The sequence below is a fragment of the Mesorhizobium sp. B2-1-1 genome (assembly GCF_006442975.2).
Classification (GTDB): domain Bacteria; phylum Pseudomonadota; class Alphaproteobacteria; order Rhizobiales; family Rhizobiaceae; genus Mesorhizobium.
The window spans coordinates 3,428,989-3,441,348 of sequence record NZ_CP083954.1 but is presented as its reverse complement, the minus strand read 5'-3'; the positions used below and the strand labels follow the sequence as shown (position 1 = coordinate 3,441,348).

Annotated in this window: 10 protein-coding genes; 3 read left to right on the top strand and 7 right to left on the bottom strand. The window is 62.6% G+C overall.

Annotated elements, in window-relative coordinates:
* Window positions 1-217 precede the first annotated feature (217 nt).
* Window positions 218-1,591: a PleD family two-component system response regulator gene (locus tag FJ972_RS16810; RefSeq protein ID WP_140520981.1), complete on the bottom strand. Its 1,374-nt coding sequence runs from the start codon at window positions 1,589-1,591 to the stop codon at window positions 218-220.
* A gap of 33 nt (window positions 1,592-1,624) precedes the next feature.
* The gene (locus tag FJ972_RS16805; RefSeq protein WP_140501538.1) at window positions 1,625-1,996 is read right to left on the bottom strand and encodes a response regulator; all 372 of its coding nucleotides are present in this window, start codon (window positions 1,994-1,996) and stop codon (window positions 1,625-1,627) included.
* Window positions 1,997-2,232: 236 nt separating this feature from the next.
* Between FJ972_RS16805 and FJ972_RS16800 the strand changes: the two genes are divergently transcribed.
* Window positions 2,233-2,532 (top strand): DUF3572 domain-containing protein, encoded by a 300-nt coding sequence (locus FJ972_RS16800; RefSeq protein WP_140501536.1) that lies wholly within the window; start codon window positions 2,233-2,235, stop codon window positions 2,530-2,532.
* Between the two features lie 150 nt (window positions 2,533-2,682).
* Here the strand turns inward: FJ972_RS16800 and FJ972_RS16795 are convergent, their stop codons facing one another.
* Window positions 2,683-4,185 (bottom strand): hypothetical protein, encoded by a 1,503-nt coding sequence (locus tag FJ972_RS16795; RefSeq protein WP_140521251.1) that lies wholly within the window; start codon window positions 4,183-4,185, stop codon window positions 2,683-2,685.
* A gap of 94 nt (window positions 4,186-4,279) precedes the next feature.
* On the bottom strand, window positions 4,280-4,867 hold the full coding sequence (locus FJ972_RS16790) for a GNAT family N-acetyltransferase (protein ID WP_140520982.1): 588 nt from the start codon (window positions 4,865-4,867) through the stop codon (window positions 4,280-4,282).
* A gap of 65 nt (window positions 4,868-4,932) precedes the next feature.
* On the opposite strand from FJ972_RS16790, the gene FJ972_RS16785 reads away from it, so the two are divergent.
* On the top strand, window positions 4,933-6,261 hold the full coding sequence (locus tag FJ972_RS16785; RefSeq protein WP_140520983.1) for a DNA polymerase IV: 1,329 nt from the start codon (window positions 4,933-4,935) through the stop codon (window positions 6,259-6,261).
* Window positions 6,262-6,284: 23 nt separating this feature from the next.
* On the opposite strand, the gene FJ972_RS16780 is transcribed toward FJ972_RS16785, so the two are convergent.
* Window positions 6,285-6,791, bottom strand: a complete 507-nt coding sequence (locus FJ972_RS16780) for a hypothetical protein (RefSeq protein WP_140501529.1) — start codon at window positions 6,789-6,791, stop codon at window positions 6,285-6,287.
* Window positions 6,792-6,970: 179 nt separating this feature from the next.
* Here FJ972_RS16780 and FJ972_RS16775 point away from each other — a divergent pair, with 179 nt between their 5' ends.
* Window positions 6,971-7,852, top strand: coding sequence for a DMT family transporter (locus tag FJ972_RS16775; RefSeq protein ID WP_140501527.1), 882 nt, complete (start codon window positions 6,971-6,973; stop codon window positions 7,850-7,852).
* Between the two features lie 17 nt (window positions 7,853-7,869).
* Here the strand turns inward: FJ972_RS16775 and FJ972_RS16770 are convergent, their stop codons facing one another.
* Window positions 7,870-8,673, bottom strand: coding sequence for a potassium channel family protein (locus FJ972_RS16770; RefSeq protein ID WP_140501525.1), 804 nt, complete (start codon window positions 8,671-8,673; stop codon window positions 7,870-7,872).
* Between the two features lie 67 nt (window positions 8,674-8,740).
* Window positions 8,741-12,268, bottom strand: coding sequence for a DNA polymerase III subunit alpha (gene dnaE, locus FJ972_RS16765; protein ID WP_140520984.1), 3,528 nt, complete (start codon window positions 12,266-12,268; stop codon window positions 8,741-8,743).
* Window positions 12,269-12,360 lie beyond the last annotated feature (92 nt).

Genomic DNA, 12,360 nt, shown 5'->3' with positions numbered 1-12,360 from the left:
CCCCACGGACCCAGGAGATGCGGCGGACCTGAGCATCATGGGGTATTTTTTGATCGACCCGGCTGTCTGTCCTCGTGCCGGCGTCGCTCTGTCTGTGGCCGCACATTTGCGCAAGAGCTTATGAAAATCAACAGTTTCTTAACCAAGCCTCGTGAATCGCTTGGATTAAGGTAAATGGGTAACCTTGCCGGATTGACGGATACTCTTACCCGGTCCGTCAGGCAGCCTTGGCGACGACGCGGTTGCGGCCACCGCTCTTGGCTTCATAGAGCGCCAGATCGGCGCGTTTCATCAGCGCCGCCACCGTATCCACCCCATTCAGCACCGACGACACGCCGACGCTGACGGTGACCTCGATGGCCTTGCCGTCAGGCCCGATGACGAACGGCATCTGGGCGATTTCGGCGCGGATGCGTTCGGCCACCTTTTCGGCGATCGCTCCATCGGTGTCAGGCATGACCACTACGAACTCCTCACCGCCGAACCGGCAGGCCAGATCGATGCCGCGCACGTTCTTGCGCAGCCGCCGCGCGAATTCCCGCAGCACCTCGTCGCCACCGTCATGGCCGTGCGTGTCGTTAATCGACTTGAAGCGATCGAGGTCGGTGATCATCACCGACAGCGGCCGACGCCGCGCCACGGCGCGGTCGAACAGCGTCTGGAGATGGCTGTCGAGATAGCGGCGGTTGTGCAGCCCGGTCAGCCCGTCGGTCACCGCCATTTCGATCGTCTGCGTCACGCTGGCGCGCAATTGGTCGTTGTAGCGCTTGCGGCGCACCTGGGTGCGCAACCGCGCCGTCAGTTCCTGCTGGTCGATAGGCCGCATCAGATAGTCGTTGATGCCGAGTTCGAGACCACGGATGATGCGCTCCTCCTCGCCCTCCTCCGCCAGCAGGATGATCGGCAGGAAGCGTGTGCGATCGAGCGAGCGCAGTTGCGAGCAGAGCCGAAGCGGATCGAAATCGGCGAAGCTCGTCGAGATCATCACGCATTCATAGGGCGTCTCCGCCGCCTGGAAGAAGCCGGCATGCGGATCGCTGGCGACATCCAGGTCAGCACAGTCGCGCAGCATCTTCTGGACGCGCTCGATCGACGATTTGCGCTCATCGATCAGAAGCACTTTCGGCGTCGTGTCCTCGGAGGCGAAATTGCGGCTGAGCAACTCTTCGATGCCGATGTTGCGCGTGGTCGAAGCGCGCAGCCGCAACTCGTCGGTCAGCGACTTCAGCCTGACGAGGCTCTTGACGCGCGTCATCAGTTGCAGGTCGTTGACGGGTTTGGTCAGGAAATCGTCGGCGCCGACCTCAAGCCCGCGCACCCTGTCGGAAACCTGGTCGAGTGCGGTGATCATTACCACTGGAATATGCGACGTCGCCGGATCGCTCTTCAGGCGGCGGCAGACCTCGAAGCCGTCCATGTCCGGCATCATGACGTCGAGCAGCACGACGTCGACCTTGCCGTTCTCGCAGGTCTCGATCGCATCCGGCCCGTTGGTGGCGGTCAACACCTCGAAATATTCGGCCAGCAGCCGAACCTCCAGCAGCCTGACATTGGCAGGGATGTCGTCGACGACGAGAATCCGAGCGGTCATTTCACAAGGCTCCGGCTTTGGCGGCAAGGTGCATCAGGAATCACCCAGGTAGGACTTGATGGTTTCGATGAAGCGCGGCACCGAGATCGGCTTGGAGATATAAGCCTCGCAGCCGCCCTGGCGGATGCGCTCCTCGTCGCCCTTCATCGCGAAGGCGGTGACGGCAATGACCGGGATGACGTGCAGGTCGTCGTCTTCCTTCAGCCATTTCGTCACCTCCAGCCCAGACACTTCAGGCAACTGGATGTCCATCAAAATGAGATCCGGCCGGTGCTGACGCGCCAGATCGAGCGCTTCCAGACCGTTGCGGGTGCGAACTGTCTCGTAACCGCTTGCTTCGATGAGGTCCCGAAAGAGCTTCATGTTGAGCTCATTGTCCTCGACGATCATGACCTTCTTAGGCATCGATATCCCGTCCCGGCCGCTGTTTCGCTCGAACGCGGCCGTTATGCGCCCTTCCGGGACGCACCAAACCCTGGTCGACTCTACGGCAATATGATTGACGAAACGGAAACCTGCGGCGAGAAAAGCTGCTCCGTTTCCACCTCGGGTCCCGCACTGAAGAGGTAACGACTTGCCGCAAGCGACGCTTGCCATTACTGCGGAAGAGACTCACATTCCGCATACCCTGAAAGGTAGTGATGGCAAACGCAGCGTCAATGCGCGAAGAGGCCGAAACCATTGCCGTGAAGGCTCTGGCCTTCGTCGCCTCTGATCCCGAACTGCTGCCTCGCTTCCTGGCGATCACCGGCATCGAGGCGCATTCGATCCGCAAAGCTGCCGGCGAGCCGGGATTTCTGGCCGGTGTGCTGCAGTTCGTTCTCGCCCACGAACCCACATTGCTGCGTTTTGCTGAGGAAACCGGCACGCCACCGGCCTCCGTCGGCAAGGCGTTGCGCGCGCTGCCGCTGGGCGACGATAACCACGAGCATTCCATATGAGTGACGATCCCAAGGCGGCGCCCCGATCGCCAGGTCGAGCGAAGTCTGACTCTTGTCGCCCGCCCGTTTTGAGCGACAAGTATAAAACGAAGGCTTGAGGCGCGTCGCGCCAATCCGTTCGAAGGCGACGCGCTTTGGTGAGCCGAGTGGCTACGGTGTCGGATCCGCCTGGTCCGTCTCGTCGCCGCCATCGTCAATGCTGTCGTCCTCGGCAGGATCGGCCGGCTTCAGCATGACGCCATTGACAATGACCGAACCGTCCGGCTTGGCGTTGACGACCCATTCCATGCGGCCGTCCGTCAAGGTCTTGCCGAACCCTTTCACCATCAGGGCCACAGGCACGTACTGCGCCACCTCCGGTTCCGATTTCGCCGCTTCCTGCAAGCCCTCGACGATCTTGTCGAAGCCGGCCACGTCCACCGTCACATTGGCTTCCGGCTTCTCGCCAGGAAAAGTCATTTCGCCTTCCAAGGCAATTTCGGTATCCTTGTTCTTGATGGTGCTATGGCCAATGACGACCTTCGGCGTCTTGGCCATGAAGTCGGTTTTGAGCTGCTCTCCGAATTCGGCCGACAGCGGCGGGTTCTTGTTAAGATCAAAGGCTTCGATTGCCTTCTTCGCCATGCTGTCGAGATCGATATTGGCGCCGCCGAAGTTCAGGTCGATATCGGTCGGCAGCAGCGCCATGCTCCAGTTCGGCAGAAGCTGCTGCGGCACGGTCAACCCAGATGCCTTGATCCCGTAGCCGATCGTACCGCTCTGGGCGACGCCATCCATTCCGAAGGCGGTGCTGAGCTGCGCCGCACCGAACGTGCCGACCGGGCTCTCGACCGCGAAATTCTTGAACCCGTATGTCCCGTCGATGCGTTCCCACACAGGAAGCGCGGCGAGCAGAAGCGATTTGAGCTGCGCCTGGTTGGCTTTCAGCGTGGCTTCATTCTCATTGGCGACGGCAAATGCCAGGAGATCGAGCAGCGGCTTGGTCTGCACGCCCTTGCCTTTGGCATCCACCGACAGTTCCGGTGATTTGACGGTGACCGGGAATTTCAGTCCGCTTTCGGGATCGTCGAATTTGATCGACTCGACAAAGTTCGACACTTTTTGCGACAACGCGAAATCGACCCCGCCATTGGCAGCCTTGGTGGCGGCCATGGTCGCGGTGCCGCCGTCGGCGCTGACTTCCATGTGCTGCTTGGCATCTTGCGACACCATCGTCATGCCCGCCATCGAACTGGTGCCGCTGGTAAAGGCCGCCAGATTGGGGTCGTAGACACCGGAACCCTTGCCGTCCTTGATAGAAAATTGCGTGCTCTGCAGCCCCTGCGGCCCGTTGAACTCGAAGGAGGCGCTGTGCGAAAGATCCATCGAGACATCCCAGGTCCCGTCGCTGCGCGGCTTGACCAGCAGGGCGTAGGGCGCAAAGTCGAATTTCAACAGCTTCTGGTCGGGCAAGGTGCCGGCGAGCGCCTTGAAATCGAACATGATCTTGTAGGCGCCGCCTTCGACCGAGACCTTCAGGATGCCCTTGTCGAGGGTCTGTTTGCCGACATAGCGGGACAGGTTCTCGGATAGCTGCTTCGCACCCTGGCTGTCGACGCTCTGGCCGAAAGCGGGCGCGCTGAGCAGAAGCGCGGTAAAGGCGATTGGCAACATCCGGTTCACGTAGAATTCTCCGTTTGGTCGAAAAGGCAAAATCGTCTCCTACTTCTGGTAGGGAAAGACCGTCACAACTGCAAGACGGCGAAGTTCAGGCGCTCGGCTCCAGCACCAGCCGCATCAACGGCCGGCCCGCCTTGCGTTCCAGGAGCCGCTCGAACCCGGCCTTCTCGAACACGCGCGACGAGCCCACGAACAGCCCGATGGAGCGTGAATCCTTCGACAGGTCTATCGGGCAGGCTTCCACCATTCGCGCGCCGTTCCTGCGGGCGAAATCGATGCCGCCTTCGACCAGGCGATGGCTGATGCCCCGGCCCCGTGCCTTGGCGCGGATGAAGAAACAGGAAATTGCCCAGACGCTCGGATCCGATGCGTCCGCGGGATCGACCGGAGCCGAGCCCCGGCCCCGGTTGTTCCACTCGGGCACGTCGGCGCGCGGCCCGATCTGCATCCAGCCGACTGCCTTGCCGTCCTCGAACGCCAGCATGCCCGGTGGCGGGCCTGCTTCGATGCGCGCCCTGATGTGGTCTTTGTTGCGTTCGCGGCTGCTTTCGCGCCGAGCCGCCGGCGCCAGCCGGAAATGCGTGCACCAGCAGCCGTAGCAGGCGCCCTGCTTGCCGAAGAGATCTTCGAATTCACGCCAGAGCTCAGGCGCCAGCGGCACTATGGTCGTGCTCATGCGTTCTCCCCAGGCCAAGCTTGTCGCTAGCCTTGCACTGTCGTACCATTGTGTTTGTTCTCTTTATGTTCGCAGCGATGGCGGCTCCTGTCAATAATCCTGATCACGGTTTCTGCCGCGACTGCCTGGCCTTTCAGCGCAGCGACGCCAGGCGCTGCGAGCGATGCGGCAGCCCCAGGCTTGCCCGTCATCCCGAGCTGTACCGGCTGCATCTGGCCCATATCGACTGCGACGCTTTCTATGCGGCAATCGAAAAACGCGACAACCCGGCGCTGAAGGACAAGCCGCTGATCATCGGCGGCGGCAAGCGCGGCGTCGTCTCCACCGCCTGCTACATCGCCCGGATAAGGGGCGTGCGTTCCGCCATGCCCATGTTCAAGGCGCTCGAGGCTTGCCCCGAAGCGGTGGTTATCCCGCCCAATATGGAAAAATACGTGGTCGTCGGGCGCGAGGTGCGCGCCATGATGCAGGCGCTGACGCCGCTGGTCGAGCCGCTCTCGATCGACGAGGCGTTTCTCGACCTTGCCGGAACCGAACGGCTGCACGGCCTGCCGCCGGCGGTGGTGCTGGCCCGTTTCGCGCTGGCCGTCGAGAAGGAGATCGGCATCACCGTTTCGTCAGGTCTGTCCTACTGCAAGTTCCTGGCTAAGGTGGCGTCGGATTTCCGCAAACCGCGCGGCTTCTCGGTCATCGGCGAAGCGGAAGCCGTGGGTTTCCTCGCCGTACAGCCGGTGAGCATGATCTGGGGGGTCGGCAAGGCATTCAACGCCACGCTCGAACAGGACGGCATCCGCACCATCGGCCAGCTCCAGAAGATGGACCGTGGCGACCTCATGCGCCGCTATGGCGTGATGGGCGACCGGCTTTACCGGCTCTCGCGCGGCGAGGACGTCCGCCGCGTCGATCCCGACCAGGACGCCAAGAGCGTATCGGCCGAAACCACTTTCGACACCGATATCGCTTCGCTGGACGAGCTGGTCTCGGTGCTGCGGGGCCTTTCGGAAAAGGTCTCGGCGCGGCTGAAGAAATCCGGCATCGCCGGGCGCACGGTGGTGCTCAAGCTGAAGACGCAGGATTTCAAGATCCGCACCCGCAACCGCCAGCTCGGCGACCCGACCCGGCTCGCCGACCGTATCTTTTCGACCGGGGTCGAGCTGCTGCGCAAGGAAACCGACGGCACCAAATACCGGCTGCTCGGCATAGGCGTCAGCGATCTTTCCGCCGATGACAAGGCCGATCCGCCCGATCTGGTCGATGTCCAGTCGCGAAAGCGGGCCATGGCCGAAGGCGCCATCGATTCACTGCGCGACAAGTTCGGCCGCAAGGCGGTGGAAACCGGCTATACGTTCGGCAAAGGCCGCGACACCCACCCGCCAGAGCCGCTGGAAGACTGATGCTGGATATCAGCTGTCGAGATTTAGGTGCGCTGCAGATCGATCCTGCTTGTCACCATGCTCTTGCCGGTTTTCGGATCAGTGTCGATCACCGTCAGCCGCATGCCGTTCTCGCCTCGTTTCTCGACCTTCATCTGCGCCTTTCGGTCACCATTGACCTCCTTGGCCCAGCGGATGCCGAGATTGATCGCGTTGCCCGAACGGGTGCCGTTCAATTGCGCAGGCCCGGTACGAGACCCGACATAAGTGCCGCTATATTTCGCTCCGGCAGTCCTCAGGTCCGCGCTGATGGCGCGCGTCACCACGATAAGCCCTCGGCAATTGCCATCGAGCGACAATGAGGTCGACGTCGCGTTTGACCTGAACGTGCAGGACACATTCACCGTCGGCGCGTCGGTAGTCACCTTGACAATGCCCTTGCCGGTGAAATTGCCCTTGAACGACTGGAGAAATCTGGACTCGTCGGCATGTGCCGCGCCTGCCGTGACCAACAGGCAGCCAGCAAGCGCAAATTGCGCAAATGATCTCATCGAAATTCTCCTATCGACATTGAAAGGCACCTGCGAAGCACTTCCGATATTCGGAACTCAACGCCCCCTGCCGTGCCAGGTTCCGCCTTCAACATGACTGTTTTGCAACATCCGGCTGGCCCAGAAGAATGCGGCTGCTAGCGGTTGCGGCAAAAGCCACGGCCTGCGACATAGCGGAAATGGCACCCACCCCTTCCATCCCCAAGGCCGCGTTCTGGATGGCGCTGTCGATCGCCTCGTTCCTGGCGATGTCGGTCGCGGGCCGCGCCACCACGGCCGAGCTCAACGTTTTCCAGGTGCTGGAGCTGCGCTCGGTGATCGGCTTTTTCATCCTGCTGCCGCTGGTCATGCAAAATGGCGGCTTTGCCGCCATGCGCACTGGGCGCCCCCTCGCCCATGTCACGCGCAACGTGGTTCACTATACCGGCCAGGCGGCGTGGCTCTACGCCCTGACGCTGATCCCTTTGGCGGTGCTGATCTCGATCGAATTCACGACGCCGATCTGGACGGCGATCCTTGCGGTCACCTTTCTCGGCGAAAGGCTCACCCGGCCGAAGCTCGGCGCCGTGGCGCTCGGGCTGATCGGTGTCGTGATCATCGTGCGCCCAGGCGTCGGCTCGGTCGATCCGGGACATCTGGTCGTGCTGGGCGCGGCAATGTGCTTCGGCATCTCGCTGGTCCTGGTCAAGTCGCTGACGCGGACCGACAGCGTTGTGCGAATCATCTTCTGGATGTTGATCATCCAGTCGGTGCTCGGCCTGGTCCCCGCGCTCTACGAATGGCGCAACCCGTCGCTCGAGCTGTGGCCGTGGATCCTGCTGATCGCCTTCACCGGCATGTCGTCGCATTTCTGCATGGCCTGGGCGCTGAGCTACGCCGATGCCACCGTCATTTCGCCGATGGATTTCCTGCGCGTGCCGCTGTCGGCATTGATCGGCTGGCTGCTCTACCAGGAGCAGATCGACGCCTTCACCGCAGGCGGGGCATTGCTGATCCTGATGGGCAATATGCTCAACCTGCAGCGCCGGCAGCCAAAGCCGGCGCAAGCGGCGGCATCGTAGCGCGCCTCAATCGCCCCTCAATCACCGCTGTCGGGTATGTTGAGGAGGTGGCCGCAGGCCTTGCAGTGAACGGCGTCCGGCTCGTGCCGTTGCAGGCCGCATTGCGGACAGGGAAAGAACACCTTGGCCGGTCGGAAGATCGCCTGCGCCAGCCTGACGAACAGCGATATGCCGATGATCATGGTCACGATCGCCGTCAGTTTCCCCGCCATTCCCGGCAGCACGATGTCGCCGAACCCGGTCGTGGTCACCGTCGCGACGGTGAAGTAAAGCGCGTCGATGTAGCTTTCCAGCCCCGCTCCGCTGCGGAAGAAGAAAGTGTAGACGAAACCGGTGATCACGAAGAGGAACGTCAAGAGATTGATCACCGCGTGGCTCGCTTCGCGCCAGGGCCGCAGGCCCTGCATCTCGAAATGCCGCCAGAGCGAACCGCTGCGCGACAGCGACCACAGCCGCAGAATGCGCAGAAAGCCGAGATTGGCGAGCGCCGTCGGCATCAGCAGCGTCAAAAGGATGAAAATGTCCACCCAGGAGGTCGGCTGCTTCATCAGCCGCAGCATGTCGTTCGAGGCAAGCAGCCTGGCAACCAGGTCGGCGGCGACCAGAGCCGCCACCGCATAGTCGAGCCACAGGAATGAGGCCGACTGCTGGATGACGGGCGTGGCGATGAAGAAGGCAATGATGGCCAGGTCGATGATGACCGCAACCAGCTGAAACCGAAAAGCCGCCGGCGTGCGGCCGTGGTAGAGCTTGCGCAGCGTGTCGCGCAGCCACGCCATTGTGGAACGGTCCTGCAATCCGTCGCTGTCTTTCGTCTTCATGGCAATTGCGGTGACTTGAGCGGCGGATGCCGCCCGGCGGATTGCCACCAGTCCCCGTAAGTGGCGATCACACCAGCTCCACTTCGACCACGCCTGGCACGGCGCGCATCGCCGAGGCGATTTGCGGCGAGACGCGGTAGCCCCCCTGCAGGGCAATCTCCACCTCGCCCTGCGCTTCTTCCTTGATAACGATGATGCTCACCTGACTTTCACCGCGCTGGGTAAGCTGCGACTGAATGATCGAGGCAGGCGCATCGTTTCTGACGAAGATGCGCAGCGCCTTCTGGATGCGGCTGGCCTCGTCCTCAAGCGACTGCACGGTCTGGATGCGCAGGTTGACGCCCTCCGGCCTGTCCTCCGCCGCCACGGTGATAACGACGGAGCGGCCCGGCTCCAGCATGTCGCGATACTGCGCCAGTCCTTCGGAAAACAGCACCGCCTCATACTGGCCGGACGTGTCCGAGAACTGCACCACGCCCATCTTGTTGCCGGTCCGCGTCTTGCGCTCCTGCTTGGTGGTCACGGTGCCGGCGAGGCGCCCTGCGGTGGCACCGCGCTTGACCGCGGCCGAAAACTCCGCCCAGTTCTGCACCCGCATCTTCTGCAGCGCCGCCTTGTACTCGTCCAGCGGATGGGCGGAGAGATAGAAACCGACCACCTGGAATTCGCGGTGCAGGCGGTCGGCGGCGAGCCACGGTTCCGTCACCGGCAGGTTGAGCGCCTGCGACTGCGCCCCGAGGGATGCGCCGAAGATATCGGCTTGACCGGAGACGGCGTTCTGCTGCGCCAGCGATGCCAGCCCCATCATCCGCTCGACGCCAGCCATCATCGCGGCGCGGTCATGGCCGAAACAGTCTAGCGCTCCGGCCATGATCAGGCTTTCGAAGACGCGCTTGCCGACGATTTTCGGATCGACCCTTTCGCAGAAATCGGCCAGGCTCTTGAACGGCTTCTCGCCGCGCATGGCGACGATATGCTCCACCGCCGCGTCGCCGACTCCCTTGAGCGCGGCCATCGAATAGTAGATGCGGTTCTCCCCGACCTCGAAGGGACGAAAGCTTGTCATCACGGACGGTGCCACCACCTCGATGCCGAGGCGCAGCGCATCCTGGCGGAAATCCGCGAGCTTGTCGGTGTTTCCCATGTCGAGCGTCATCGACGCCGCCAGGAACTCGACCGGATAATGCGCCTTGAGATAGGCGGTCTGGTACGAGACGACGGCGTATGCGGCCGCGTGCGACTTGTTGAAGCCGTAGTCGGCGAACTTGGCAAGCAGGTCGAAGATGAAGTCGGCCTGCGGCTTGGCCACGCCGCGCTCGACCGCGCCCGAGACGAAGCGCTCCCGCTGCTTGTCCATCTCGGCGCGGATCTTCTTGCCCATGGCGCGGCGCAAAAGGTCGGCTTCGCCCAGCGAATAGCCGGACAATTCCTGCGCGATCTGCATCACCTGTTCCTGGTAGACGATGACGCCTTGCGTCTCCTTCACCAGATGGTCGATCTTGGGATGGATCGACGCCATCTCCTCCTCGCCGTGCTTCCTGGCGTTGTAGGTCGGGATGTTCTCCATCGGCCCCGGCCGGTACAGCGCCACCAGCGCGATGATGTCCTCGATGCAGTCGGGCCGCATGCCGATCAGCGCCTTGCGCATGCCGGCACTTTCCACCTGGAACACGCCGACCACTTCGCCGCGCGACAGCATGGCATAGGTTTCGGGATCGTCGAGCGGGATCGTCGCAAGGTCGATGTCGACGCCGCGGCGGCGTATCAGCTTCACCGCCGTCTCCAGCACCGTCAGCGTCTTCAGGCCGAGAAAGTCGAACTTCACCAGCCCGGCCTGCTCGACATATTTCATGTTGAACTGGGTGACCGGCATGTCCGAACGAGGATCGCGGTACATCGGCACCAGCTCCGACAGCGGCCGGTCGCCGATGACGATGCCGGCGGCGTGCGTCGACGCATGGCGATAAAGCCCTTCCAGCTTCTGTGCCATGTCGAGCAGCGTCTGGACGATCGGCTCCTTTTCGGCCTCCTCGGCAAAACGCGGCTCGTTGGCGATGGCGTCCGCCAGTTTTACCGGATTGGCCGGGTTCTGCGGCACCATCTTGGACAGCTTGTCGACCTGGCCGTAAGGCATTTGCAGCACGCGACCGACGTCGCGCAGCACGGCGCGGGCTTGCAGCGTTCCAAAGGTGATGATCTGGCCGACCTGGTCGCGTCCATATTTCTGCTGGACATAGCGGATCACCTCTTCGCGGCGGTCCTGGCAGAAGTCGATGTCGAAATCGGGCATCGACACGCGGTCCGGATTGAGGAAGCGCTCGAACAGCAGCGAGAAACGCAGCGGATCGATGTCGGTTATGGTGGTGGAATAGGCGACCAGCGAGCCCGCACCCGAGCCGCGCCCCGGCCCGACTGGAATGCCTTGCGACTTGGCCCATTTGATGAAGTCGGCAACGATCAGGAAGTAGCCTGGGAATTTCATCTTCTCGATGATGCCGAGCTCGAACTCGAGCCTCTCGCGGTATTGCTCGACCGTATAGCCCGGCGTCGGTCCGTGCGCGGCAAGCCGGGCCTCCAGCCCTTCACGCGCCTGGCGGGCAAGTTCGGCGGCCTCGGCCTTCTCGGCTGCGTCCTTGTCCGACGCGTCGCCGCCGGTAAAGCGCGGCAGGATCGGGCTGCGGGTTTTCGGATAGTAGGAGCAGCGCAACGCGATCTCGACTGTGTTGTCGATCGCTTCCGGCAGATCGGCGAACAACGCTGCCATCTCAGCCTGGCTACGCAGGAAGTTATCCGGTGAAAGCCGGCGGCGATTGTCCACGGCGACGACCGAGCCCTCAGCTATGGCGATCAGCGCATCATGCGCGTCATAATCGTCGCGCGAGGAGAAGAACGCCTCGTTGGTGGCGACGAGCGGTAATTCGTGGGCATAGGCGAGATCGATCGTGGAATGTTCTATCAGCCGGTCGTAACCGGAAACTCGTTCCAGTTCGACATAGAGCCGATCGCCGAACAGGGCTTTCAGGGTCGACAGCCGGGTCTCCGCGAGATCGCGTCGATCCTCCTTCAGAGCCGCGCCGATAGGGCCGCGGGGACCGCCGCTGAGGCAGATCAGCCCGTCGGCCTGGCCCTCCAGCATCTCGCTGGTCAGATGCACCGCCTCGCCGGGCGGCGTCTCCAGATAGACGCGGCTTACCAGCCTGACCAGATTGGAATAGCCGGCCTCGGTCGCCGCGATAAGCACGACTGGCCGCATCTCGGGCCCCTGCCGCCGGCGGTCGCGCTGGCCGTCGACGTTCTCGCCGGAAAAGGCGAGCGCGATCTGGCAGCCGATGATCGGCTGGATGCCGTCCTTCACCGCCTTCTGCGCGAATTCGAGCGCGCCGAACAGATTGTTGGTGTCGGTGACCGCGATTGCCGGACACTCGTCCTTGACCGCATGGCCGACGATCTTGCCGAGTTGGAGCGCGCCTTCCAGCAGCGAATAGGCCGAGTGGACGCGAAGATGCACGAAAGGACGCGCCGGCGCTTCTGGCGCCGCCGCCTTCACTGCCGCTTCGCGCAGCAAGGGGTCGCGTGGAAGTCTGTCATCCGCCATGGTTTTTCGCGTTTCCCGAAGGACTTGAGTCGATCAAGATGTATTGTCCGGCACCGGGCGATGCCAGTCCAGCACAAACGAACATCGGCCAC